22 protein-coding genes and 2 tRNA genes are annotated in these 22875 nt (G+C 69.4%); 10 read left to right on the plus strand and 14 right to left on the minus strand.

The genetic code is table 11. From position 1 onward, the window contains the following. Positions 1–80 precede the first annotated feature (80 nt). The 9 genes from truA to tsaD all read right to left on the minus strand — a co-directional run bounded on the left by truA (position 81) and on the right by tsaD (position 7331). Positions 81–860, minus strand: a complete 780-nt coding sequence (truA, locus tag ACFOM8_RS18815) for a tRNA pseudouridine(38-40) synthase TruA (protein ID WP_377763776.1) — start codon at positions 858–860, stop codon at positions 81–83. Between the two features lie 7 nt (positions 861–867). Continuing rightward, on the minus strand, positions 868–1824 hold the full coding sequence (locus ACFOM8_RS18820; RefSeq protein WP_377763777.1) for a 5-bromo-4-chloroindolyl phosphate hydrolysis family protein: 957 nt from the start codon (positions 1822–1824) through the stop codon (positions 868–870). Positions 1825–1983: 159 nt separating this feature from the next. Further along, positions 1984–2970: a tetraacyldisaccharide 4'-kinase gene (gene lpxK / locus ACFOM8_RS18825; protein ID WP_377763778.1), complete on the minus strand. Its 987-nt coding sequence runs from the start codon at positions 2968–2970 to the stop codon at positions 1984–1986. Continuing rightward, positions 2967–4178: a 3-deoxy-D-manno-octulosonic acid transferase gene (locus ACFOM8_RS18830; RefSeq protein WP_377763780.1), complete on the minus strand. Its 1212-nt coding sequence runs from the start codon at positions 4176–4178 to the stop codon at positions 2967–2969. Before ACFOM8_RS18830 ends, lpxK begins: the two co-directional genes overlap by 4 nt. 23 nt (positions 4179–4201) lie before the next feature. Continuing rightward, a complete protein-coding gene (locus tag ACFOM8_RS18835) occupies positions 4202–4453 on the minus strand; it encodes a DUF4170 domain-containing protein (RefSeq protein ID WP_377763781.1) in 252 nt (83 codons plus the stop codon). A gap of 184 nt (positions 4454–4637) precedes the next feature. After that, positions 4638–5051, minus strand: coding sequence for an EVE domain-containing protein (locus ACFOM8_RS18840; RefSeq protein WP_377763819.1), 414 nt, complete (start codon positions 5049–5051; stop codon positions 4638–4640). Next, entirely contained in the window at positions 5051–5326 is a 276-nt protein-coding gene (locus ACFOM8_RS18845) for a YciI family protein (RefSeq protein ID WP_377763783.1), read from the minus strand. The genes ACFOM8_RS18840 and ACFOM8_RS18845 overlap by 1 nt, the downstream gene beginning before the upstream one ends. Beyond that, entirely contained in the window at positions 5323–6264 is a 942-nt protein-coding gene (locus ACFOM8_RS18850) for an NAD(P)H-dependent glycerol-3-phosphate dehydrogenase (protein WP_377763784.1), read from the minus strand. The genes ACFOM8_RS18845 and ACFOM8_RS18850 overlap by 4 nt, the downstream gene beginning before the upstream one ends. Then, entirely contained in the window at positions 6261–7331 is a 1071-nt protein-coding gene (gene tsaD, locus ACFOM8_RS18855; RefSeq protein WP_377763786.1) for a tRNA (adenosine(37)-N6)-threonylcarbamoyltransferase complex transferase subunit TsaD, read from the minus strand. Before tsaD ends, ACFOM8_RS18850 begins: the two co-directional genes overlap by 4 nt. Positions 7332–7397: 66 nt before the next feature. Here tsaD and ACFOM8_RS18860 point away from each other — a divergent pair, with 66 nt between their 5' ends. The 4 genes from ACFOM8_RS18860 (at position 7398) to ACFOM8_RS18875 (ending at position 11444) form a co-directional block, all read left to right on the plus strand. Further along, positions 7398–8060: a uroporphyrinogen-III synthase gene (locus ACFOM8_RS18860; RefSeq protein WP_377763787.1), complete on the plus strand. Its 663-nt coding sequence runs from the start codon at positions 7398–7400 to the stop codon at positions 8058–8060. 156 nt (positions 8061–8216) lie between these two features. Continuing rightward, positions 8217–9506, plus strand: a complete 1290-nt coding sequence (locus ACFOM8_RS18865) for a hypothetical protein (RefSeq protein WP_377763789.1) — start codon at positions 8217–8219, stop codon at positions 9504–9506. A gap of 9 nt (positions 9507–9515) precedes the next feature. Next, positions 9516–11288 (plus strand): heme biosynthesis protein HemY, encoded by a 1773-nt coding sequence (locus tag ACFOM8_RS18870; RefSeq protein WP_377763790.1) that lies wholly within the window; start codon positions 9516–9518, stop codon positions 11286–11288. Between the two features lie 80 nt (positions 11289–11368). After that, positions 11369–11444, plus strand: a tRNA-Thr gene (locus ACFOM8_RS18875). A gap of 62 nt (positions 11445–11506) precedes the next feature. Here ACFOM8_RS18875 and ACFOM8_RS18880 read toward each other — a convergent pair. From ACFOM8_RS18880 to metG, 3 genes are all read right to left on the minus strand, one after another. Beyond that, positions 11507–11591: transfer RNA gene (locus tag ACFOM8_RS18880), tRNA-Leu, on the minus strand. Between the two features lie 59 nt (positions 11592–11650). Then, positions 11651–12571 carry an arginase gene (gene rocF / locus ACFOM8_RS18885; protein WP_377763792.1) on the minus strand — a complete coding sequence of 307 codons (921 nt, stop codon included), beginning with the start codon at positions 12569–12571 and terminating at the stop codon, positions 11651–11653. 75 nt (positions 12572–12646) lie between these two features. Next, positions 12647–14365, minus strand: coding sequence for a methionine--tRNA ligase (gene metG, locus ACFOM8_RS18890; RefSeq protein WP_377763793.1), 1719 nt, complete (start codon positions 14363–14365; stop codon positions 12647–12649). Between the two features lie 151 nt (positions 14366–14516). Between metG and ACFOM8_RS18895 the strand changes: the two genes are divergently transcribed. Both ACFOM8_RS18895 and nudC read left to right on the plus strand, forming a co-directional pair. Beyond that, a complete protein-coding gene (locus ACFOM8_RS18895; protein WP_377763794.1) occupies positions 14517–15167 on the plus strand; it encodes a hypothetical protein in 651 nt (216 codons plus the stop codon). 55 nt (positions 15168–15222) lie between these two features. Beyond that, on the plus strand, positions 15223–16167 hold the full coding sequence (gene nudC, locus ACFOM8_RS18900) for an NAD(+) diphosphatase (RefSeq protein WP_377763796.1): 945 nt from the start codon (positions 15223–15225) through the stop codon (positions 16165–16167). A 134-nt stretch (positions 16168–16301) separates the two neighbouring features. On the opposite strand, the gene ACFOM8_RS18905 is transcribed toward nudC, so the two are convergent. Next, the gene (locus tag ACFOM8_RS18905; RefSeq protein WP_377763797.1) at positions 16302–16913 is read right to left on the minus strand and encodes a GcrA family cell cycle regulator; all 612 of its coding nucleotides are present in this window, start codon (positions 16911–16913) and stop codon (positions 16302–16304) included. Between the two features lie 118 nt (positions 16914–17031). Here ACFOM8_RS18905 and ACFOM8_RS18910 point away from each other — a divergent pair, with 118 nt between their 5' ends. After that, positions 17032–17865 (plus strand): ABC transporter permease, encoded by an 834-nt coding sequence (locus ACFOM8_RS18910; RefSeq protein WP_377763799.1) that lies wholly within the window; start codon positions 17032–17034, stop codon positions 17863–17865. 142 nt (positions 17866–18007) lie between these two features. Beyond that, positions 18008–19180, plus strand: coding sequence for an aspartate aminotransferase family protein (locus tag ACFOM8_RS18915; protein WP_377763800.1), 1173 nt, complete (start codon positions 18008–18010; stop codon positions 19178–19180). On the opposite strand, the gene ACFOM8_RS18920 is transcribed toward ACFOM8_RS18915, so the two are convergent. Next, a complete protein-coding gene (locus ACFOM8_RS18920; RefSeq protein ID WP_377763802.1) occupies positions 19181–19432 on the minus strand; it encodes a hypothetical protein in 252 nt (83 codons plus the stop codon). It lies immediately after the preceding gene. 283 nt (positions 19433–19715) lie between these two features. On the opposite strand from ACFOM8_RS18920, the gene argF reads away from it, so the two are divergent. Next, positions 19716–20642, plus strand: coding sequence for an ornithine carbamoyltransferase (gene argF / locus ACFOM8_RS18925; RefSeq protein WP_377763803.1), 927 nt, complete (start codon positions 19716–19718; stop codon positions 20640–20642). A 161-nt stretch (positions 20643–20803) separates the two neighbouring features. After that, positions 20804–22822: a PhoX family protein gene (locus ACFOM8_RS18930; RefSeq protein WP_377763805.1), complete on the plus strand. Its 2019-nt coding sequence runs from the start codon at positions 20804–20806 to the stop codon at positions 22820–22822. Positions 22823–22875 lie beyond the last annotated feature (53 nt).

Below are 22875 nucleotides of genomic sequence, written 5' to 3' on the forward strand. Positions count from 1 at the left end.
CTGGACCTGTGGATCATGTGGAACACCCTCAAGATCGTGCTGGGCTGCAAGGACGAAAGACCCAGAAGGCGGGGGCGCTTCTAACCCCCGAAGGGATCCTGCGGGTACCCCACGCCGCACAGATACAGCCCGTGCGGCGGGCAGACCGGCCCGCATTCGGCCCGGTCGCGCGCGGCCAGCGCCGCAGCCACCCGGTCCGGCGACCACGACCCTGCGCCGACGCGTTCCAGCGTTCCGACGATCGACCGGACCTGATTGTGCAGAAAGGACCGCGCCCGCAGGCGGAACCGGTATTCGCGGCCATGGGGAATGGCGGTTTCCTCGATGGCGATGTCGTCCAGCGTCTTCACAGGGCTGGCCGACTGGCAGATCGAGGACCGGAAGGTCGTGAAGTCGTGCAGTCCGACAAGATGCGCCGCGGCCTTTCGCATGGCATCCGTGTTCAAGGGGTTCAGCACCTGCCAGACCAGCCCTCGGTCATGGGTCGCGGGCGCGCGGCGCGCTTGCAGGCGGAACAGATAGCGGCGTTCGGTCGCGGAAAACCGGGCATGGAAATCGTCGGGCGCAAGGGCCGCGGCCAGCACGGACACCGGCGCGGGCTTCAGGTGGAAATTCAGCGCCTCGGCCAGGCGGAACGGATCCCAGGGGCGCGCCAGATCGGCATGGGCGACCTGCGCGGTGGCATGGACGCCCGCATCGGTGCGCCCCGCCGCCGCGATGCGGGCGCCTGCGGCAAAGCCGGGATCCAGCTTGGCCAGGGCCGCCTCGACCGCGCCCTGGACGGACGGCTGGTCGGCCTGCGCCTGCCAGCCGGCAAAGGGACGCCCGTCATATTCGATCTTCAACGCAAAGCGCGGCATCGGGGGATCAGCGCGCCTTGTCCCGGCCGGGGGTCAGCAGGCCGTCCAGAAAGCGGGCGGTTTCCGTCCGGGGCGCATCAAGGGCCGCGGGTTCGCTGGCCCGCACCCCTTCGCGCGCCAGGCGGTCGCGCAGAACCGAGATCTCGATGTCGAGATCGGTCTTGTCGCCTTCCAGAAGGCGGCGCGACTTGGCGCTGAAATCCTGTTCCAGATCGTCCAGAAAGGTTTCATAGGACTGCCGCACCGCCGGATCCCGGGTGCGGCGGTACAGGTCGGAGAACTTCACCGTCGCGTCGCGCGCGCCCATCAGGTAGATGCCCAGATAGCGGCGCGCCGCCGACAGGTCGCCCGGATTGTCGCGCACGCGGTCGAACAGATCCTCGACGGCGGCGGCAAAGCGGTCCACGCGCGCGTCCAGCCAGCGGTCGCCGATGCGCCGGATCGCGTCGCGCATCTGGGACAGGTGGCCCTCGGCTTCCTCGATCATCCTGCGGGCGCGGCCGCCCTGGAAATCGTCGATGCCCGCCATGCCCTTGTCGCGCATGGGATCGGCGCCGAAGGCCAGCCAGTGCAGCACCATCCCGGTCGCGCCCACCACGCCCGCCCCGGCCAGGCCGCCGGGTTCGGCCATCCCCAGGCCAAGGCCCAGTCCGGTCAGCACGCTGCCGAACAGCTTGCGCGGGATCGCCGGGCGGCGGGCGACGCGGCGGACCTGATAGGCGGCCTCGGCGGCCAGGCCTTCGCCGGTCATCCACATGGCGCTGGCGATGACGCCAAAGGCGGCAAGGCTGCCCGCCATGCCCGCGGGATCCTGGAAAAAGGCGCCGAACAGAAAGGGCGCCGCGGCCATGGTCACGTATTTCGGACGCCCGGCCAGCCGGTGCCGGATCGGCGCGGGCGGCGCCGGGTTCAGGTTGTCCTGCCGGATCCCGGGCGAGAAGCGCCCGCCAAAGCGTTTCGCCATGCCCTTACCCCGCCCCGAACGAGGCATAAAGCGTCACCAGAACCAGCAGATAGAAGCCGAGCCGCTGAATGGCGTTCTGCGACATGCCTGACCTTTCTCCTTGGGGGCCGTCGCGGCCCGTTCCGTCCTATATCGGGATTGCCGCGCGGATTGCAAAGATCAGGGGCGCGGAAACAGCCGGTCAAGAGCCTGGTCCAGGGCGGCGGGGTTGTCGATGGACAGCCGCACGGGCAGGGTCATCACCTTGGGCCGGAAGAACCGCGGCAGGCGCGCCGCGTCCTTTTCGGTGGTCACAAGCTGGGCCCCCGCCAGCCGCGCCTCGGTTTCCAGCCGGGTCAGCAGGGCGGGGGTGAAGGGCTGGTGATCCTCCAGCGCCTCGGCCCGGGCGATGTCGGCGCCAAGCGCGGCCAGCGTGGCGAAGAACTTTTCCGGGTGGCCGATCCCCGCGAAGGCCAGAACGCGGTGGCCCTGCCAGTCCATGCCCATGGGCAAGGGCGCCAAGGCCCCGCGCAGGTGCGGCGGGGCGCCCGGCGGGGCGGCAAAGCGGGCCTGCGCGTCTGGCGGGCCGACGGACAGCAGCAGGCCGGCCCGCGCAAGGCCCGAGCCGACGGGTTCGCGCAAGGGCCCGGCGGGAATGCAAAACCCGTTGCCGAAGCCCTTGGCGGCATCCACCACCACCAGCGACAGATCGTGGGCCAGCGCCGGATCCTGAAAGCCGTCGTCCAGGATGACCGCCCCCGCGCCATCGGCCGCCGCCGCCCGCGCGCCCGCCAGCCGGTTCTTGGCCACCCAGACCGGCCCGAAGGCCGCCATCAGCAAGGGCTCGTCCCCGGTCAGGGCGGCGTCGTGGCGCGACTCGGTCACCCGCATCGGGCCTTCGGCGCTGCCGCCATAGCCGCGCGACACGACATGGGCGGCGACGCCCCGCGCTTGCAGCGCCTGTTGCAGGTGGATGACGGTGGGCGTCTTGCCGGTGCCGCCCGCGTTGAGGTTGCCCACGCAGATCACCGGCACGCCGACCCGCGCCCGCGCGCCGCGGGCCAGCCGCCGGGCGGTGGCGCGGGCATAGGCCGCGCCCAGGGGGAACAGCAGCCGCGCCGTCAAGGTGGGCGGACGCCGATACCAGAAGACGGGGGCGCGTTTCATGGCTTGGCCTTTCCGATGGCGTCGAGAACCGGGGCGCAGATGCGGATGGTCACATCCGCGCCCCCCGTGCTGACGGTCCAGGCATTGCTGGCCAGGGTGGCGATCAGGTCGGGTTGGGACAGTTCGGCGATGGCTGCGGCTAGTTCCTCGGGCGAGCCGACCTGCCGCGCCGCCCCCGCGCCGCCCAGCTGCTGCCATTCGGTGGCAAAGCGGTCCGTGTGCGGGCCGTGGACAATGGCGGAACCCAGGGCGGCGGGTTCGAACGGATGGCGGGCGGCGCCGTCGTCGCCCCCCAGCGTGCCGCCCAGATAGGTGACGGGGGCCAGGCGATACCACAGCCCCATCTCGGTCGGGCCGTCGGTCAGCATGACATGGACATCGTCGCTCGGATCCTCGTCCAGCGAGCGGCGGGCGACAACCAGCCCGCTGGCCTCGATCCGATCGGCCAGGGGGTCGATGCGGTCGGGGTCGCGCGGGGCCAGAAACAACAGCGCCCGGTGGGACTGGGCCAGCGCCGCGTGATGGGCGGCAAGCACGGCCTCCTCCTCGTCGGGGGGGACGGATGCGGCCAGCCAGGCGTGGCGGCCGCGCAGAAGCTGGGCAAGGATGCTGCGCTCGGCCTCGGAACAGGGCAGGGGGTCGCGGATTTCCGCCACGGGGCCGGTCATGGCGACGCGCCTGCGGTCTGCGCCCATCCGCAGCGCGGTGGCATGGCTGGCGGGATCGGTGACCAGCACCGCCCGGATGGGGCGCAGCAGCTCGCGCCGGGCCAGCGCCCGCAGGGACCAGCCCGCATCCTCGGGCGCGAAGCGGGCTTCGGCCAGGATGATCGGCAGGTCGCGGCGGCCGGCGGCGTTCACCAGCGCGGGCGGCAGGTCGGAACCCAGCAGCAGAAGCGCCGCGGGCCCCGCCCGCATCAGCGTTTCGGCGGCGGGGGCGGAGGGGTCGGCCAGTTCAAGGATGCGCAGGTCCGGCCGCGCGCGCATGAGGCGGCGCTGGACCTGGGAAAAGGCCACGCGCGCGTCTGGCGACACATGAACCAACAGCAGCGGGCCCGCGCCCTGGGGAATGTCAGGCGCAGCCGCGCCGTTCTGCCCCGCGGCCCTGCGAAGCTGCCACCAAAGGCCTAGCCGGCCGATGCCCAGACCGATTCCCAGATCGGCCCCCACACCGCTCCCCGGACCGCTGCCCAAACCGTTCCTGCCCATGCCGGATCCCTGGCTGCGGGCGGTCAGCCCCGGACCTCCAGCTCCTCGGTCGGGCTGGCGGCGGCTTCCTCGTCGCGAAGACGGTGCAGGTGAGCGATGAAATAGCGGGTATGGGCGCTGTCCACGGTCCGCTGCGCCTCGGCCTTCCAGGCGTCGTAGGCGGACTGGTAGTTGGGGAAGATGCCGACGATGTGGATCTTGTCGGTGTCGCGGAACTGGGTGCCCTGCGGGTCGGTAAGCTCTCCCCCGAAGACAAGGTGCAGGCGTTGGCTCATGGCTGTTTCCTTGATGGTTGTCCGCGCGGCCTAACGTGGCGGCGCGAGGTTGAAGCGGCAAGGCCGGGGGTGTCACGCCCCCGGTCGGGCCTGTCGGCCCTTTTCTTGCTGCGAAAGGTCCACTGGACCTTTTTCCGGGCGCTTGGAAGCCCCGCGGGATAGTCGGGCAAGGGCGAAAGGGCGGTCAAAGCCCGGCCAGTTTCAGGATCGCGGCCCATTCGTCGTCGCTGACCGGCTGGACCGACAGGCGGGAGTTGTTGACCAGCACCATGTCCTTCAGCGCGGGTTCCCGTTTCGCCTGCTCCAGCGAAAGGGGCCGGGGCAGGGGCCGCACGGCCTTGATGTCCACGCAGTCCCATTTCGGGTCGTCGGCCGTGCTGTCGGGATGGGCCTCGGCCACGACCTGAACGATCCCCACGGCTTGCTTGCCGATGTTGGAATGGTAGAACAGGCCCAACTCGCCCAGCTTCATGGCGCGCATGAAGTTGCGCGCCTGATAGTTGCGCACCCCGTCCCATTCCTCGCCCGCCTCGCCGCGCGCGACGAGGTCGTCCCAGCCGAACACGTCGGGTTCGGATTTGAACAGCCAGAAGGCCATCAGCCGATCACCTTCTTCCATTCGATCACTTCGACGCTGTCGAACAGCCCGGCGGCCTTGTAAGGATCGTTCGCGGCCCAGTCCCGCGCCGCGGCCAAGTCGTCGGCTTCCAGGATCAGCAGGGATCCGCGCATTTCGCCGTCTTCGATCAGGGGACCGGCCATGCGGACGATGCCGCTGTCGCGGATAAAGCCCAGATGCGCCTCGCGCGTGTCGAGGCGGGTTTGCAGGGCGCCGGGCTTGTCCCGGCAGATCACGGCGAACAGGGGCATCATTCCTCCTTCAGGGGGCGGGTCATCAACTGCTGGGCGGCGTCGTCCACGGTCATGCTGTTGTCGGTCAGGCGGGCGACCATGGCGGCGATGGGCATGTCGCAGCCCATCCGGCGGGACAGAACCGCGACGGCGCGGGCGGTGGCGGCGCCTTCCACGGTGGTGGCGGCGTCAAAGGGCTGGCGCGCGCCGAGCGCCTGGCCATAGCGGAAATTGCGCGACTGGACAGACGTGCAGGTCAGCGTCAGGTCGCCCAGTCCCGACAAGCCCGCCAGGGTTTCGGGCCGCGCGCCCAGCCGGGCGGCGAGGCGGGTCATCTCGGCAAAGCCGCGCGTGACGATGGCGGCGCGGGCGCTGTCGCCCAGGCCCGCGCCGATGGCCACGCCCGCCGCGATGGCGATGACGTTCTTCAGCGCGCCGCCCAGTTCGGCGCCGGTCACGTCGGTGGTGCGGTAAAGCCGCAGAACGGGCGTGGACAGGTCGTGTTGCAGGGCGCGGCCCGCTTCGGGATCGGCGCAGGCAAGGGTCAGGGCGGTGGGCAGGCCGCGGGCGATGTCGGCGGCGAAGGAGGGTCCGGTCAGGACGGCAACCGTCGCCCGGGGGCAGGCCTCGGCCAGCAGCGTGGAAGGGCCGGTCAGCTTGGACAGGTCGATGCCCTTGGCGGTGCTGACCAGATGCCTGGCGTCCAGCCGCGCGGCATGGTCCGCGAGAAACCCGCCAAGCGCCTGCGCGGGCAGGGCCAGCAGCAGGGTGTCGGCCCGCGCGGCGTCGGGCAGGTCGTCGGTGAGGCGGATGGCGTCGGGCAGCGTCACGCCCGGCAGGCGCGGGTTGGCGCGCCCCCAGCCTGTGTCACGCGCCCAGAGCGTCACCGGCCCGTTCGCCGACAGCGCCACGGCCAGCGCCGTGCCGAAGGCGCCCGCGCCCAGGATCGCCACGCTCATGCCTTGGCCCCCTTCTTGCCGCCGCCCAGCATCGGCGCCGCGTTCCCATCCAGCGGCCAGCGGGGGCGGGCGGCCAGGTCCATGCCGTCGCGGTGGCCCAGGGCGAAGCGTTCGGCCCCGGCCCAGGCGATCATCGCGCCGTTGTCGGTGCAAAGCGCCAGGGGAGGCGCCAGAAAGCGCGCGCCTGCGTCCCGCGCCACCTGTTCCAGCGCCGCGCGGACCGTGCGGTTGGCGGCCACCCCGCCCGCCACGGCCAGCACAGGGACCGGATGGGCGGCCAGGGCACGGCGGGATTTCTCGGCGAGAACCTCGGCCACGGCGTGTTGAAAGGCGGCGCAAAGATCGGCGCGGTCTCTTTGACGCAAGCCGCCCTGATCCGCGATCAACCCGTCGCGCAGACGCAGCGCGGCGGTTTTCAGCCCCGAGAAGGACATGTCGCAGCCGGGCCGGTCCAGCAGCGGGCGGGGCAGGGCGAAGCGGTCGGGATCGCCGGTCGCGGCTTCGGCTTCCACGGACGGGCCGCCCGGCTGGGGCAGCGCCAGGAGTTTCGCCAGCTTGTCGAAGGCCTCGCCCGGGGCGTCGTCGATGGTGCCGCCCAGGCGGGCGAAATCCTCGGGCCCGTCCACGCGCAGGAACTGGCAATGCCCGCCGGACACCAGCAGCATCAGATACGGAAAGCCGATCCCGTCGGTCAGGCGCGGTGTCAGCGCATGGCCCGCCAGGTGGTTCACGCCCACCAGCGGCAGGCCCGCGCCGGCGGCGATGCCCTTGGCGCACATCACGCCCGCCATCACCCCGCCGATCAGCCCCGGCCCCGCCGTGACCGCGACCGCCGCGACATCGCGCAACGCCACGCCCGCCTGCGCCAGCGCCTGTTCCACTGCCAAATCCAGCCGTTCGGCATGGGCGCGGGCGGCGATTTCCGGCACGACGCCGCCGAAACCGGCGTGCAGCGCGGCCTGGCCGTGGACCACGGACGCCAGGATCCGCCGGCCGCCCGTCACCAGCGCGGCGGCCGTGTCGTCGCAACTGCTTTCGATGCCGAGGAAAATAAGGGTGTCGTCCATGCTCTTGCCGGGCGGGGGAATGGCGCTTACGCCTTGTGGCCCTAGCATCGGCCAAGGGGAATGCCAATGTCCAGCGCCACACGGCCCGTTCTGCTGCTGACCCGGCCCCTGGCGGATTCGCGGCGGTTCGCCGCGATGCTGCCGGAATGGCGGGCGGCGATCTCTCCCGTGCTGCGGATCGTGGCGGTGGATCATGACGGCGCCGCCCTGCGACGGGCGCCGGGACTGGTGTTCACCTCGGCCCATGCGGTGCCTGCGGCGGGACCGGGGCGGGGGCGGCTGGCGCTGTGCGTGGGCGGGCACACGGCGCAGGCCGCGCGCAAGGCGGGGTTCGACGTGCGGACCGGCAACGGCTTTGCCGAAGGGCTGCTGCCGCTGATCGAAGCGGCGGACGTGCCGCTGATCCATCCGCATGGCCGCCACCTGGCGCGCGAATTGCCGGTGCCGGGGATGGTCGTCTATGACCAGCAGGCCGTGCCGCTCGGCCGCGAGGCGCGGGCGCTGCTGGCAGGGAACGCGCCGGTGGTGCTGCCGTTGTTTTCCCCGCGCAGCGCCCGGCTGGTGGCGGAAGCCGCACGCGGGGCCGGGGCGCCCTTGTGGCCGGTGGCGATCAGCAGGGCGGCGCTGGCTGCCTGGGACGGACCGGCGGCGAGATGCCGCGTCGCCGCCTCGCCCGATGCCGCGGCCATGGCCGCCGCCGTGCGCGACCTTGCCGCAACGGAACAATGATGCGCAGGGCGGGTTGAGAAGCAGCCCCCGGCTGATTAGGCTGCGGGCCACGCGCGGCCATGCCCGCTGCCGCGATGACGGGGACAGAACGTGAAAAAGCCAGACAAGACCAGTAGCTCCAGCCGAACCGAAGTTTCGCGGGACCAGACGCCCCTGATGCTGAAAAAGGAAGCCGCCGAGCCGGGCGTGATCGCGCAGGCCGATACCGGCCCCGGCGACGGCGCAGAGGCCATGGCCACCGGGGGCGAGATCAAGCCCATCGGGTCGTCCTTGCTGGGCGACGGCACCGGGCAGCATCCCGCGGCCGAACGGAAGGCGGATGCCGGACCGGCCGACGCGCCGAAGGATGCTCCGGCCCGACCGGCGCTGCGCGATGCTCCTGCCCCTGCCCCTGCCCCTGCCGCGGCCACGGAGACGGCCACGGCCACGGCGCCGGCGCAGAAGGCGACGGTGCGCAAGACCGGCTTCTGGCCGGTGGTTCTGGGCGGCGTGGTCGCGGCGGGCCTGGGGTCCGCGGCGACGATCTGGGCGCTGCCGCATCTGCCCGCGGGCTGGCTGCCCCCGCAGCCCGCCGCGCAGCCCGCCGAGGCGCCGCAGGTCGATGTCGCCGCCATCCGGGCCGAGGCCGTCAGCGCCGCCGAGGCTGCCACGGCAGAACAGATCGACGCGCTGCGGGCAGAGCTTGCGGCGGCCCAGGACGACACGCCGGACTCGCCCCCCGGTGCCTCGGCCGAGGAACTGGAGGCCTTGCGTCAGCAGGTCGAACAGCAAGCCGCGCAGATCCGGGAACTGACCGCCCGCCCGCAGATCGACCCCGATCTGGCCGCGCGCGTGCAGACGCTGGCCGACCAGGCCGACACGCTGGAACAACAGCTTCAAACCGCGGCGCAAGCCGCGCAGGCGCAGATCAACGCCGCCCAGGCCGAGGCGCAGGAATTGCAGCAGGCCGCCGCCGAAACCGCCCGCCGGGCCGAGGCCGTGGCCGCCGTTGCCGCCCTGCAAGCCGCGCTGGACCGCGGCATCACCCCGGATCAGGCCCGCCAAACCCTGGAAGGCGCCGGGATCGAGCCGCCCGAGGCGCTGACGCGCCCGGTGCCCAGCCTGGACAGCCTTCGCGCCGATTTCCCCGAGGCCGCGCGCGCCGCCCTGCGCGCCGCGCTGCGCCAGGACAGCGCGGCGGGCAACGGCAGCCTGTTCGCCAACTTCCTGCGTGCGCAAACCGGCGCCAGGTCGGTCGAGGCGCGCGAAGGCAACGACCCCGACGCGATCCTGTCGCGCGCCGACGAGGCGGTCGAAGCAGGCCGCATCGGGGATGCCGTTACGGAAATCGAGGCCTTGCCCGAGGAAGCCAGGGCCGCCCCCGCCATGGCCGACTGGCTGGCGGGCGCCACGACCTATCGCGACGCGCAGGCGGCCCTGTCCGACCTGTCCGCCCCTTCAAACTGAGGTCCGGGCATGCTTCTGTCCCTGCTGAAAATCCTGTTCTTCTTTGCCGTCGTCCTGGTGATCTCGCTTGGCGCGGTGCACCTGTCCGAAACCGGGCAGATGCTGCGCGTGGAATACGGGGGCACCGAATACGCCCTGACCCCGGTCAAGGCGGTGGTCGCGCTGCTGATCCTGATGGCGCTGGCCTGGCTGGCCTTCAAGGCGCTTGGCCTGGCCCTGGCCTTTATCCGCTTTCTGGCGGGGGACGAGACCGCCATCGACCGCTATTTCGCCCGCTCGCGCGAGCGCAAGGGCTATCAGGCCCTGGGCGAGGGGATGCTGGCCGTCGCCTCGGGCGAGGGAAAGCTGGCGCAGGACAAGGCCGCCAAGGCCGAGAAATACCTGAACATGCCCCATATCACCAACCTGCTGTCCGCCCAGGCCGCGGAAGTCGCGGGCGACAAAGCCCGCGCGGCCCAGGTGTATCGCACCCTGCTGGAGGACGAGCGCACCCGGTTCGTCGGCATCCGGGGCCTGATGCGCCAGAAGATGGACGAGGGCGACACCGCCACCGCGCTGCTTCTGGCGCAAAAGGCCTATGCCCTGAAGCCCAGGCACCGCGAGTTGCAGGACACGCTGCTGAGCCTGGAAATGCGCGAGCATGACTGGAAAGGCGCACGGCAGCTGCTGAAGGAGAAGCGCCGCCAGGGCGAGCTGCCCAAGGACGTGCATATCCGCCGCGACGCGGTTCTGGCCCTGCAAGAGGCCAGCGAGGTTCTGGCCCAGGGCAACTCGATCAGCGCCCGCGAGGCGGCGATTTCGGCCAACAAGGCCTCTCCCGACCTGATCCCGGCGGCGGTTCTGGCCGCGCGCAGCTATATCGCGCAGAAGGACTACCGAAACGCCTCGCGCGTGCTGGAAAAGACCTGGTCGGTGCGCCCGCATCCCGATATCGCGGCGGCTTACGCCGAGATCGTCCCGGACGAGACCCCCGCCGCCCGCTTGGCGCGGTTCAGCCGCCTGATCGCCAAAAGCCCCGACCACGAGGAATCGCGCCTGCTCAAGGCCGAACTGCTGCTGGCGGCCGAGGATTTCCCCGGCGCGCGCCGCGCGCTTGGCGATCTGGCGGAAAAGCATCCGACGGTGCGGACGCTCTCGATCATGGCGGCGGTGGAACGGGGCGAGGGCGCGGACGACAGCGTCGTGCGCGGCTATCTGGCGCGGGCGCTGACGGCATCCCGCGGGCCGCAATGGGTATGCGACAAGTGCCACAACGTGATGGCCGACTGGGCGCCCACCTGCGACAGTTGCGGCGGCTTCGACACGCTGACCTGGCGCGAGCCCGACAGCGTCCGCCCGGTCGCGACCGCCACCAAGGGCGCCGAGATGCTGCCGCTGCTGGTCGGCGCGCCGAAGCGCGAGCCCGCGGCGGAACCCGCCCCGGCTGCCGAAGCGGAACCGCCGGCGCAGGAGGCCGTGACGGAAAAGCCCGCCGACGCCCCCAAGCAGCGCCGGGTCGAGATCGCGGATGTCGCCCCCGGCATGGTGCCGCGCGAAAGCGATTATGTCGCGGTCGAACCCGCCCGCACGATCACCACGCCCGACCCTGCCCCCCAGTCCGCTCCCCAGCCTGCGCCTCAGCCTGCCCGCCAGGCGGCCCATGCCAAGCCAGAGCCGCAATCCGAACTGGTGATCGTGTCCGCTCCGCCGTCGCGCCCCGTGGACGAGGAACCTGTGTTGATCCGCCCCGACGTGGCCCCGCCCGAGGACGCGGACTGGACCGAAGGCAAGACCCGGCCATAAGCAAGGAAGGGCGCAGAAAAAATCCCGCGCCCCCTTTTCCCCCGCCCGGGAACCTGCTATCCGGCGCGGCACAACCTGATGCCGGTGTAGCTCAGCTGGTAGAGCACGTCATTCGTAATGATGGGGTCGGGGGTTCGAGTCCCTTCACCGGCACCAGGTTTGACCAGGAAAGGCCAGTCCTCAGGGGCTGGCCTTCTGCGTTTCGGTTGTGGAAAAACTGGTGCGGGCGGCGGGACTTGAACCCGCACGAGCCAGGCTCCAGGGAGTTTAAGTCCCATGCGTCTACCATTCCGCCACGCCCGCGCCTTGGCCGTCGCTAGCGGGCGGGGCCGGGAATGGCAAGGGTTCAGGCGCTGCGATTCCTAGAAGCTGCGGGTCGGGCGGTCGAAGACCTTGCGGCCCATCAGGCTGCCCACCAGATCGACCATCAGCTTGGCCGTGCGGCCGCGCTCGTCCAGGAAGGGGTTCAGTTCCACCAGATCCAGCGAGGTGACCAGCCCCGATTCGTGCAGCAGTTCCATGACCAGATGCGCTTCGCGGAAGGTGGCGCCGCCGGGAACGGTGGTGCCGACGGCGGGCGCGATGGAGGGGTCCAGGAAGTCCACGTCAAGCGACACGTGCAGCATCCCGTTTTCGGCCTGCACGCGGTCCAGAAAGGCGCGCAGCGGCGCGACGATGCCATGTTCGTCCAGCACGCGCATGTCGTTCACGGTGATGTCGATGGCCAGCATCGCGGCATGTTCCGCCGGATCGACGCTGCGGATGCCGAACATGCAGATGTTCTGCCCCGGCACCGGATGGGGGAAAGGCGGAAAGGGATCAAAGCCCGGCAACCCGAGCGCATAGGCGATGGGCGTGCCGTGCAGGTTGCCCGAGGTGGTCGTCTGAACGGTGTGGATGTCGCTATGCGCGTCCAGCCACAGCACGAACAGCGGCCGCCCCGCGCGTCTGGCATGAACCGCCGCCCCCGCCACCGTGCCGAGCGCCAGGGCATGGTCGCCGCCCATGATGATCGGCAGCCCGTCTTGCAGGGCGTCGTCGACGGCGCCGCGCAGGGCCTGGGTCCAGGCGATCATCTGGGGCAGGTGATGGACGGCGGGGTTCGCGCAGGTGACGGCGGGCGCCGGGCCGGGAACCACGTCGCCGCGATCCTCGACCTGGTGGTTCAGGGCTGTCAGCGTCTGCGCCAGCCCGGCGACGCGATAGGCGGCGGGGCCCATCAGGCAGCCGGGACGGCGCTGGCCTTCGTCAAGGGGTGCGCCCAGCAGGATGCAATGCGTCATGTCCAGCCTTTCGGTTGACGGCGTTCGCCGCAACTAAAGGCGGCCCGGACGCGAATGTCCACCGCCGCCGGGGCGTTACCGGCGCGCGCCCTTGAAGCGGTCCTCCCATTCGGCGCGCTGTTCGTCGGTGATCTTGGCGAACAGCACGTCCGGCACGGTGAAGGCATGGCCCGCGGGCAAGGCGGTCAGCGCCGCCGCCACGTCGTCGGGCCAGCCGTCGTCCGTGGTCCCCATCGCCTCCAGCATCGCGCGGGCGGCGAAGGGGATGAAGGGCGCCGACAGCACCGCGTAAAGGCGGATCAGGTTCAGGCCCAGGCGGACCTGCATCGCGGCTTTTTCAGGGTCGGTCTTGTGCGTGGACCAGGGGGCTGCGGATTGCAGGTATTCGTTGCCCAGAACCCAGATGGCGCGCAGTTCGGCGGCGGACTTGCGGACCTCCATCGCGGCCATGAAGCCTTCATAGGCGCGGATGCGGGTGGTCAAAGCCTCGACCAGCGCGGATTCGGCGGGGCCTTGGCTGCCGCCCTCGGGCACGGTCTCGCCGAACTTGGACCGGCAGAACTTGGTGATGCGGCTGACGAAGTTGCCCAGAACGTCGGCCAGATCCTTGTTCACCGACTGCTGGAAATTGTCCCAGGTGAACTCGCTGTCGCCGGATTCCGGGGCATGGGACAGCAGCCACCAGCGCCAGTAGTCGGCGGGCAGGATCTCCAGCGCGTGATCCATGAAGACGCCGCGCCCCTGGCTGGTGGAGAACTGCCCGCCGTCATAGGTCAGGTAGTTGAAGGACTTGATGTAATCGACCATCCGCCACGGCTCGCCCGAGCCGATCAGGGTGGCGGGGAAGGACAGGGTGTGGAAGGGCACGTTGTCCTTGCCCATGAACTGGGTATAGGTCACGTCCTCGGCGCCCTCGTCCCGGCGCCACCAGCGGCGCCAGTCGGCGTCCGTCTTGCCGTTGGCGTCCGCCCATTCGGCGGTCGCGGCGATGTATTCGATGGGGGCGTCGAACCAGACATAGAAGACCTTGCCCTCCATCCCCGGCCAGGGCTGGTCGCCGCGCTTCACCGGCACCCCCCATTGCACGTCGCGGGTGATGCCCCGATCCTGCAAACCTTCTCCATCGTCCAGCCATTTGCGCGCGATGGACGTGGTCAGGACCGGCCAGTCGGTCTTGCTGTCGATCCAGTCGCTGATTTGGCCTTTCAGCGCCGACTGACGCAGATACAGGTGCTTGGTTTCCCGCACCTCAAGGTTGGTGCTGCCGGAAATCGCGCTGCGCGGGTTGATCAGGTCGGTGGGGTCAAGCAGCTTGGTGCAGTTCTCGCACTGGTCGCCGCGGGCCTTGTCGTAGCCGCAATTGGGGCAGGTGCCCTCGATATAGCGGTCGGGCAGAAAGCGGCCGTCGTCGACGGAATAGACCTGCTTTTCGCTGACTTCGGCGATATAGCCGTTGTCGGCCAGCCTGCTCGCGAAATGCTGGGTCAGCACGCGGTTGCGGTCGCTGGACGAGCGGCCGTAATGGTCGAAGGACAGCCCGAAGCCGCGCGCCAGCGCCGCCTGTTCGCCATGCATCCGCGCGCAGTAGTCGGCCACGGGTTCCCCGGTCTTGGCGGCGGCCAGTTCGGCGGGCGTGCCGTGTTCGTCGGTGGCGCAGATGAACATCACCTCGTGCCCGCGCGCGCGCAGATAGCGGGCGTAAAGATCGGCGGGCAGCTGGGAACCGACCAGGTTCCCCAGATGCTTGATGCCGTTGATGTAGGGCAGGGCAGAGGTGATGAGATGGCGGGCCATTCCGGTTCCTGTGAAGGCTTTTGGCCGGTATCTATCCCCGCGCGCCAAGGAAGGCCAGCAGTTCGCCAGGCGCTTGACCCCGCGTGACTGGTGCGCTGGCGATCCACCGGCGTTATGTCCCGTTCACGAGCAGATGTTGAGGCCAGCCACCATGCGAGACGATCTTTTCCAACCCGCGACCGTGCTGTCGCTGATGCTGGTGGCGCTTTCGCTGATGCTGGCCGTCGATCTTCTGCTGCATCAAACTGTCGCCGAGATCTTCAAGGAAGGCCATGCGATCGAGTTCTTTGCGGCGGTTTACTATTGCCTGGCCGCGGTTCTTCTGACGGCAATGCTTCCTGCGGCCCGCTTGCGCGGCCAATGGCATCTGCCGGTGATCCTGGTGCTGATGACGCTGCGCGAATTCGACCTGGACAAGCGCCTGACCAGCGAAGGGATCCTGCAACTGCGTCTTTACTCCGGTCCGGCGCCCCTGGGCGAAAAGATCGCCGGTGCCATGGTGACGGCCTTGATCCTGGTTTGCGGCTGGCGGCTGGCGTTGCGCACGCTTCCCGCCTTTTGGCGCGGCTTGCGGGCCATGGACCCGTCAAGCTGGCTGGCTTTTTTCGCCGGAACCGCAATTGTGATCTCGAAGTCGCTGGACGGGTTGGAGCGGAAGCTTGCCGCCTTCGGCTATGGCATCGGCAGAGACGTTGCGGTCTGGGCAAGCCGATCCGAGGAGATGTTGAAACTCGCGGCCTCGATGATGCTGGTCATGGCCGTTGTTCACGGATGCCGAAGATGGGCGCTGCAAGCGACATGACCGCCGTGTCGCGCCGGGCTTGTCCCCGCGCGCCGGGCGGTGCAGCGTCGCGGCCATGATCGACGAATCGGACATCACCTTCGGCGGCAGTTACCTGGACCGGGCCGACCGGCTGCGCGGCGATGTGGCGGCCATGGCGCGATACCTGGCCGATCCCGCCAGCCGCGTTCTGCCCTTCTGGCAGGGCAAGCCCTTGTTCGATGCCACGGATGCGGGTCCAAGGCTGGTCTGGCTTGCGGCGAACCATCCGATGCTGGCGGATCACAAAGACACGGCGCTGTTCCTGGGCCTGGACGATGCGGGGCGGGCGCATTTCGCCGCCGATCTGTCGGGCACGGCGCCCGTCGATGGCAGTCCCGCCCCGGTCCCGCACCTGCCCGCGACGCAGGCCTTTGCCGACCTGCGCGCCATTCTTGGCGATCTGGATCACCGCGACGCCGCCATGGCCGCGCCCGCCAAGGGCATCTTCGAATGGCGCCGCAGCCACGGGTTCTGCTCCAACTGCGGGGCGCGCAACACCGTCGCCCATGCCGGCTGGCGCTTCGATTGCCCGGCCTGCAAACGGCCGCATTTCCCGCGCACCGATCCGGTGGTGATCATGCTGGTGCTAAGCGGCGACCGCGTGCTGCTGGGCCGGCAGCCGGGTTGGGACGCGCGCATGTATTCGCTGCTGGCCGGTTTTGTCGAACCCGGCGAAACGATCGAGGAAGCCGTGCGACGCGAGGTGGCCGAGGAAACGGCGATCCGGCTGGGCGAGGTGCGCTATCTGACATCGCAGCCCTGGCCCTTTCCGGCGTCCCTGATGATCGGCTGCGTGGCGCGGGCGGAAACCACCGCGATCACCATCGACCCGGCGGAACTGGAAGACGCGCTGTGGGCCAGCAAGGCCGAGATCGCCGGGGCCCTGGCAGGCCACAACGACCGCATCGTGCCCGCGCGCAAGGGCGCCATCGCCCGGACCATCCTGCGGGCCTGGGTCGAAGGCCGGGTGGGCCTTTGATCCGTCCGCAGGGGTGTTGCGGGTGGCGTTGGTCAGGCAGGCGTTTGCGGCCCTGACCCCCCATTCGCGGGCAAGGGCCGAAAACGCCGCAAGGATCGGGCGGAACAGGCGCCTTGCCGGCAGGTCCGGGGGCCTTACCGCCGCCGGTCGCGGCGCGAGCTCATCGGCTGAAAGGCCACGCTGACATGGGCTTCGCAATAAGGCTTGCCCGCCTGGCTGGGCAGGCCGCAGAACCAGAACTTCTCGGTCGCGGGGTCGCCGATCGGCCATTTGCAGGTGCGTTCGGTCAGTTCCATCAGGGTCAGCTTGCGGGCGCGCTTTTCCACCTCGCGGACCGAAGCCAGGGTTTCCGGGCTGATCTCGTTGGCCGAGGGTTGCGGGGGCAGGGGCTGTCCGGCGGGCACGATGGGGCGGCGCGGGACAGGGGTGAAGACAGGCTGGGACACGGGTTCTTCCTCGGCAGGCTCCTCTCGCGCGGGGGCGGCAGGCTCGGGCTGCGGCTCGGGGCGCGGGGCTTGAACGGCGGGGGCGGGTTTGCGGTCCGCCTTCTTTTCGGCCACGGGTTCGGGGGCGGGCGCGGGGGCCGGCTCGGGTTCGTCGTTGCGGTTGGACAGCCCCAGGCGGTGAACCTTGCCGATGACCGCGTTGCGGGTCACGCCGCCAAGCTCCTTGGCGATGGCGCTGGCCGACTGGCCTTCGGACCACATGCGCTTCAGCGTCTCGACGCGTTCGTCCGTCCAGGACATGGCTGCCTTTCCGGGCGCGCCCTGTGCGCCGCCCCATCTTGAAACCTGCGATTGCCCCCGTCAGAAACGGGATGCCGAGATTTAGCCGCCGATGCGCAGAAATTCAAGGACCGCGACGATGCCACCCACGATCCGCACCGACAGCCCCGCCCCCGAACATCACGGCATGGGCGTGCGCCGCTTCGGCCGCGTCAACTGGCTGGGCCTGCGCACCCTCGCCACCCGAGAGGTGATGCGCTTCATGGCCGTCTGGCAGCAGACCGTTTTTGCGCCGCTGATGACGGCGGCGCTGTTCGTGCTGATCTTCGCCCTGGCCATGGGGCAGGGGAGGGGAGAGGTGATGGGCCTGCCTTATCTGGTCTTTCTGGGTCCGGGCATCCTGATGATGACGGTGGTCCAGAACGCCTTCGCCAACACCTCCAGTTCGATCACCTCGGCCAAGGTGCAGGGCAACATCGTGGACACGCTGATGCCGCCCTTGTCGGCGGGGGAACTGCTGGCGGGCTATCTGGCCGGATCGGTGGCCCGCGCCGCGCTGGTGGGGGCGGTGATCGGCACCGGCATGGTGCTGGTCACGGGACGAGGCGTCGCCCATCCCGGTTGGGCGCTGGCCTTTGTCCTGCTGGCCGCGCTGATGCTGGGCGGGCTTGGCATCCTGGCCGGGATCCTGGCGCAGAAGTTCGACCAGATGGCGGCGATCAGCAATTTCGTCATCACGCCGCTGTCCTTTCTGTCGGGCACCTTTTATTCGGTCCAGGCCCTGCCCGAGCCGTTCCGCACCTTGTCGCACTGGAATCCGGTCTTCTACCTGATCGACGGGGCGCGATACGGCGTCACCGGCATCAGCGACGCCCCGGTCTGGCGGGGGCTGCTGGTCTGCACCCTTGTCGTGGCGCTGGTTCTGGGACTGGCCTGGCGCTGGTTGAAATCCGGCTATCGGATGAAAGCGTGATTGCGCGGGGGGCGAATCGGCGCTATCCCCGCAGGCATGATCGCACGGACCGCCCTTTCCGCCCGTCCCCGACGTTGACGCCCCGTCACCGTCAGATCCCGCCTGCCTTCCACAATCCGTTCCGCCAATCGGGGAGTTCCCTATGATTTCGCACGTCCTGCCGACCTATAACCGCGCCCCCCTTGCCTTTGAAAAGGGCGAGGGTGCCTGGGCCTTCGCCACGGACGGCAGCCGATACCTGGATCTGGGGTCGGGGATCGCGGTGAACGTGCTGGGCCATGCGAATCCCGATCTGGTGGCCGCGCTGACCGAACAGGCGGGGAAGATCTGGCACGTGTCGAACCTTTACCAGATCCCGCAACAGGAACGGCTGGCCGACCTGCTGGTCGAGCACACCTTCGCCGACACCGCCTTTATCACCAATTCCGGGACCGAGGCCGCCGAACTGGCGATCAAGATGGTGCGCAAGTACTGGCACGACCAGGGCGAGGACCGCATCGAGATCCTGACCTTCGAAGGGGCCTTCCACGGCCGCTCCACCGGCGCCATCGCGGCGGCGGGATCCGAGAAGATGGTCAAGGGCTTTGGCCCGCTGATGCCGGGCTTCCGCCAGTTGCCCTGGGGCGACATGGCGGCGGTGAAGGCGACGATCAGCGACAAGACGGCGGCGGTGATGCTGGAGCCGGTGCAGGGCGAGGGCGGCATCCGCCCGCTGCCCGACGCCGACCTGCGCGAGATCCGCGCGCTTTGCGACCGGCACGGCGCGCTTCTGGTGCTGGACGAGGTGCAATGCGGCATGGGCCGGACCGGGCGGCTGTTCGCGCACGAATACGCGGGCGTCGCGCCCGACATCATGATGGTCGCCAAGGGCATCGGCGGAGGCTTCCCCCTGGGCGCGGTGCTGGCCACCGAAAAGGCCGCGGCCGGGATGGTCGCGGGCACGCACGGGTCCACCTATGGCGGCAACCCCCTGGCCTGCGCCGTGGGCGCCCGCGTGATGGAGATCGTGGCGAACGACGCCTTTCTGGCCGCCGTCAACCGCAAGGCCGCCCTGTTCCGGCAAAAGCTGGAAGGCCTGGTCGCGGCGCACCCGGATGTTTTCGAATCGGTTCGCGGCCAGGGCCTGATGCTGGGCCTGAAATGCAGGGTTTCGCCCGCAGATGTCGTCAAGGCGGGCTATGCCCAGCACTTGCTGACGGTGCCGGCCGCCGACAACACCCTGCGCCTGCTGCCGCCGCTGAACATCACGGACGAGGAGATCGCCGAGGCGGTGGCGCGGCTCGACCGCGCGGCGGCAAGCCTTGTCCCGTCCTGACTAGCGGAAGAAGTCGGGCCCCGCGCGATGGCGGATCCACCAGGCGCCATGGCACAGCAGGCCAAAGGCGCCCAGGACGGGTGCCGCTATCGCGAGGGCGGCCCACCAGCCGCCCAGCAGAACGGCCAGAACCAGTGCCGCGGCGAAGGCCAGGCCGGGCGCAAGCCTCCAAACGGGCTTGCGCCGTGGGGCGGCCGGATGGTTCCGGGGCTGCACGAGAACATAGGGCGGCGCGAGTTCATCCAATTTCAAGGCAAGACTCATGGCACTGAGAGGCTGCCGGACGGCGTCTTGGCCGGCAGACTGGAAAAACCGGTAAGCGCGTGAAAGGCAAACGCGATTCCAGATCCTTGCACGCATAACGATATTAGCACCGAAGCGATGTCGCCCAGCAAGTGTAACCTGCCTTGACGTGAGGTCATGAAAGGTTAACCGGGGGTCCTTCATGCGGGAAAGACCTTTGCGGCGGCGCCCGCCCCTCTTGACCGCGGCAGTCCTTGCGGGCTTCCTTGCGCAAATCGCGAAAGCAACGAAGATGAAGCATTTTCTGGACATCCATACCACCGGCAAGGCGGATCTGCGGTCGATCATCGACCAGGCCCTGGCCATGAAGACCGCGCGCAACGGCCGCCCCAAGGGCATGCCCGACGACGAACAGCCCCTGGCGGGCCGCATGGTCGCGCTGATCTTCGAAAAACCTTCGACCCGGACGCGCGTCAGTTTCGACGTGGGCGTGCGCCAGATGGGCGGCTCGACCATGGTGCTGTCGGGATCCGAGATGCAGCTGGGCCACGGCGAGACCATCGCAGATACCGCGCGCGTGCTGTCGCGCTATGTCGATCTGATCATGATCCGAACCTTCGAGGAGGCGACCCTGCTGGAGATGGCGGAATACGCCAGCGTTCCGGTGATCAACGGCCTGACCAACCGCACCCATCCCTGCCAGATCATGGCCGACGTGATGACCTTCGAGGAGCATCGCGGTCCCATCGCGGGCCGCAAGGTGGTCTGGGTCGGCGACGGCAACAATGTCTGCGCCAGCGTGATCCACGGTGCGGGCCAGTTCGGCTACGACTTCACCTTCTCGGGTCCGCCGCCCCTGGATCCCGATCCCGAGGCGCTGGATTTCGCCCGCGCCCAGGGCGTCCGGGCCGAGATCGTGCGCGACCCCGCCCAGGCCGTCGAAGGCGCCGACCTGGTGATCGCCGATACCTGGGTGTCCATGCACGACCCGCAATCCGCCAAGGAACGCCGCCACAACCAGTTGCGCGGCTATCAGGTGAACGAGGCGCTGATGGCCAAGGCCAAGCCCGACAGCCTGTTCATGCATTGCCTGCCCGCCCATCGCGAGGACGAGGTGACCAGTGCGGTCATGGACGGCCCGCATTCGGTCATCTGGGACGAGGCCGAAAACCGCCTTCACGCCCAGAAGGCGGTGATGCGCTGGTGCCTCGGCGTCTGACCCGGCCGCCCGGACGCCCGCCGCCCGGCGGGCGTTGCCGTTGCCGTTGCCGTTGCCGGACGGTTTCGGAAAACCTTCACAACCCTGACGCATCCTTGTCGCAACCTCCGCCTAATCGCTGCCCGACCGGTCATACGGCCGAGACCAGCCAGGAGAGCGCGATGCGTGACCAGCAGACCCGAACCATTTTCCGCACCAGCAAGCTGGAGGAGGCCGAAGGCCCCGGCCTGAACCCGACCAAGACCCCCACCATGGGCGAGATCATCGCCGCCCGCTTTTCGCGCCGCGGTTTCCTCAAAGGCTCGATGGCGGTGACGGCGATTTCCGCCACGGTCAGCCCGATCGCGCTGCTGTCGGCCACGGATGCGCAGGCGTCCTCGGCCTCGGCCTTCAGCTTCCCCGAGGTGACGGCGGGCGTGGATGCCGATCACCACGTGGCCCAGGGCTATGACGCCGACGTGCTGCTGCGGTGGGGCGACAAGGTGTTAGCCGACGCGCCCGAGTTCGATCCGCTGAACCAGTCCGAGGCCGCGCAGGAACGCCAGTTCGGCTACAACAACGACTTCGTGGGCTTCATTCCGCTGGACGGCGCGGACAACCGCGGCCTGCTGGTCGTCAACCACGAATACACCAACGAGCATCTGATGTTCCCCGGCATCGTCACCGTCCGCGAGGTCGAGGAGACCGCCGAGGACGGCACCGTCACGAAGACGAAAGAGATCGCCGTGACCGAGGCCGACGAGACCCGCGTGAACATCGAAATGGCGGCCCACGGCGGCACGATCATCGAGATCCGCCGCGCGGACGGCAAGTGGCAGCCCGTGCCTGACGGCGCGATGAACCGCCGCATCACCGCCAAGACCCCGATGGAGCTGACCGGCCCTGCGGCAGGCCACGCGCGCCTGCAAACCGTGGCCGATCCGACGGGCCGCACCGTTCTGGGCACCGTCAACAACTGCGCGGGCGGGGTGACCCCCTGGGGCACCTACATCATGGCCGAGGAAAACATCCACGGCTACTTCATGGGCGGCCTGCCCGAAGGTCACCCCGAGGCGGCGAACTACGAACGCCTCGGCATCCCGGAATCGACTTATGCCTGGGGCAGGTTCCACGACCGGTTCGACGTGTCCAAGGATCCGAACGAGGCCAACCGCTTCGGCTGGATCGTGGAGGTGGACGTGATGGACCCGGCCTCGACGCCCAGAAAGCGCACCGCGCTTGGCCGCTTCAAGCACGAGGGCGCGGAAAGCGTGGTGGCCAAGGACGGCCGCGTGATCTTCTATCTGGGCGACGACGAGCGTTTCGATTATGTTTACAAGTTCGTCACGGCGGGCGCCTACAACCCCGACGACCGCGCCGCCAACATGGACCTGCTGGACGACGGCACGCTTTATGTCGCGCGTTTCCACGACGACGGCCGGGTCGAATGGCTGCCGCTGGTCCATGGGACCGGCCCGCTGACCGCCGCCAACGGCTTTTCGTCCCAGGCCGACGTGCTGATCGAGACCCGCCGCGCCGCCGACCTGCTGGAGGCGACGCCGATGGACCGCCCCGAGGACATCCAGCCGAACCCGCTTACGGGGCGGGCCTATGTGATGCTGACCAACAACACCAAGCGCAAGGAGGCCAACGCCGCCAACCCCCGCGTGGAAAACGCCTTCGGCCACATCATCGAGATCATCGAACGGGACGGCGACTTCACCGCGACGGAAGGCACCTGGGAAATCCTGGTGAAATGCGGCGATCCCTCGATCGCAGAGGTCGGCGCGACCTTCTCGACCGAAACCACGGTGAACGGCTGGTTCGGGATGCCCGACAACGCCGCCGTGGACAGCGACGGGCGGTTGTGGGTCTCGACCGACGGCAACTCGATGGAGGACACGGGGCGCGCGGACGGTTTGTGGGCGGTGGACACCGAGGGCGCGGCGCGCGGCACCTCTCGGCTGTTTTATCGCGTCCCTGTCGGCGGCGAGATGTGCGGCCCCTGCATCACCGAAGACATGACCACCTTCTTCGTGGCCGTGCAGCATCCGGGCGACGGCGGCGAAGACTGGGAAGGCCATGGCCGCCCGTCCTATTACGAGGACTTGTCCACCCGCTGGCCGGATTTCGACGACGCCATGCCGGTGCGCCCGGCGGTTGTGGCGATCACCCGGCAGGGCGGCGGCCGGATCGGGTAGGACCATGGTGCATCCAGGCACGCATCCTGCGATGCCGCTGCGCCTGGATCGCG

This window comes from Paracoccus angustae (assembly GCF_042648745.1).
In the GTDB taxonomy this organism is placed as follows: Bacteria; Pseudomonadota; Alphaproteobacteria; order Rhodobacterales; family Rhodobacteraceae; genus Paracoccus; species Paracoccus angustae.

Coding starts and splice junctions, on each gene's coding strand:
- truA (WP_377763776.1), bottom strand. CDS start 860: ATGCCGCGCTTTGCGTTGAAGATCGAATATGACGGGCGTCCCTTTGCC.
- ACFOM8_RS18820 (WP_377763777.1), bottom strand. CDS start 1,824: ATGGCGAAACGCTTTGGCGGGCGCTTCTCGCCCGGGATCCGGCAGGAC.
- lpxK (WP_377763778.1), bottom strand. CDS start 2,970: ATGAAACGCGCCCCCGTCTTCTGGTATCGGCGTCCGCCCACCTTGACG.
- ACFOM8_RS18830 (WP_377763780.1), bottom strand. CDS start 4,178: ATGGGCAGGAACGGTTTGGGCAGCGGTCCGGGGAGCGGTGTGGGGGCC.
- ACFOM8_RS18835 (WP_377763781.1), bottom strand. CDS start 4,453: ATGAGCCAACGCCTGCACCTTGTCTTCGGGGGAGAGCTTACCGACCCG.
- ACFOM8_RS18840 (WP_377763819.1), bottom strand. CDS start 5,051: ATGGCCTTCTGGCTGTTCAAATCCGAACCCGACGTGTTCGGCTGGGAC.
- ACFOM8_RS18845 (WP_377763783.1), bottom strand. CDS start 5,326: ATGATGCCCCTGTTCGCCGTGATCTGCCGGGACAAGCCCGGCGCCCTG.
- ACFOM8_RS18850 (WP_377763784.1), bottom strand. CDS start 6,264: ATGAGCGTGGCGATCCTGGGCGCGGGCGCCTTCGGCACGGCGCTGGCC.
- tsaD (WP_377763786.1), bottom strand. CDS start 7,331: ATGGACGACACCCTTATTTTCCTCGGCATCGAAAGCAGTTGCGACGAC.
- ACFOM8_RS18860 (WP_377763787.1), top strand. CDS start 7,398: ATGTCCAGCGCCACACGGCCCGTTCTGCTGCTGACCCGGCCCCTGGCG.
- ACFOM8_RS18865 (WP_377763789.1), top strand. CDS start 8,217: ATGCTGAAAAAGGAAGCCGCCGAGCCGGGCGTGATCGCGCAGGCCGAT.
- ACFOM8_RS18870 (WP_377763790.1), top strand. CDS start 9,516: ATGCTTCTGTCCCTGCTGAAAATCCTGTTCTTCTTTGCCGTCGTCCTG.
- rocF (WP_377763792.1), bottom strand. CDS start 12,571: ATGACGCATTGCATCCTGCTGGGCGCACCCCTTGACGAAGGCCAGCGC.
- metG (WP_377763793.1), bottom strand. CDS start 14,365: ATGGCCCGCCATCTCATCACCTCTGCCCTGCCCTACATCAACGGCATC.
- ACFOM8_RS18895 (WP_377763794.1), top strand. CDS start 14,517: ATGCGAGACGATCTTTTCCAACCCGCGACCGTGCTGTCGCTGATGCTG.
- nudC (WP_377763796.1), top strand. CDS start 15,223: ATGATCGACGAATCGGACATCACCTTCGGCGGCAGTTACCTGGACCGG.
- ACFOM8_RS18905 (WP_377763797.1), bottom strand. CDS start 16,913: ATGTCCTGGACGGACGAACGCGTCGAGACGCTGAAGCGCATGTGGTCC.
- ACFOM8_RS18910 (WP_377763799.1), top strand. CDS start 17,032: ATGCCACCCACGATCCGCACCGACAGCCCCGCCCCCGAACATCACGGC.
- ACFOM8_RS18915 (WP_377763800.1), top strand. CDS start 18,008: ATGATTTCGCACGTCCTGCCGACCTATAACCGCGCCCCCCTTGCCTTT.
- argF (WP_377763803.1), top strand. CDS start 19,716: ATGAAGCATTTTCTGGACATCCATACCACCGGCAAGGCGGATCTGCGG.
- ACFOM8_RS18930 (WP_377763805.1), top strand. CDS start 20,804: ATGCGTGACCAGCAGACCCGAACCATTTTCCGCACCAGCAAGCTGGAG.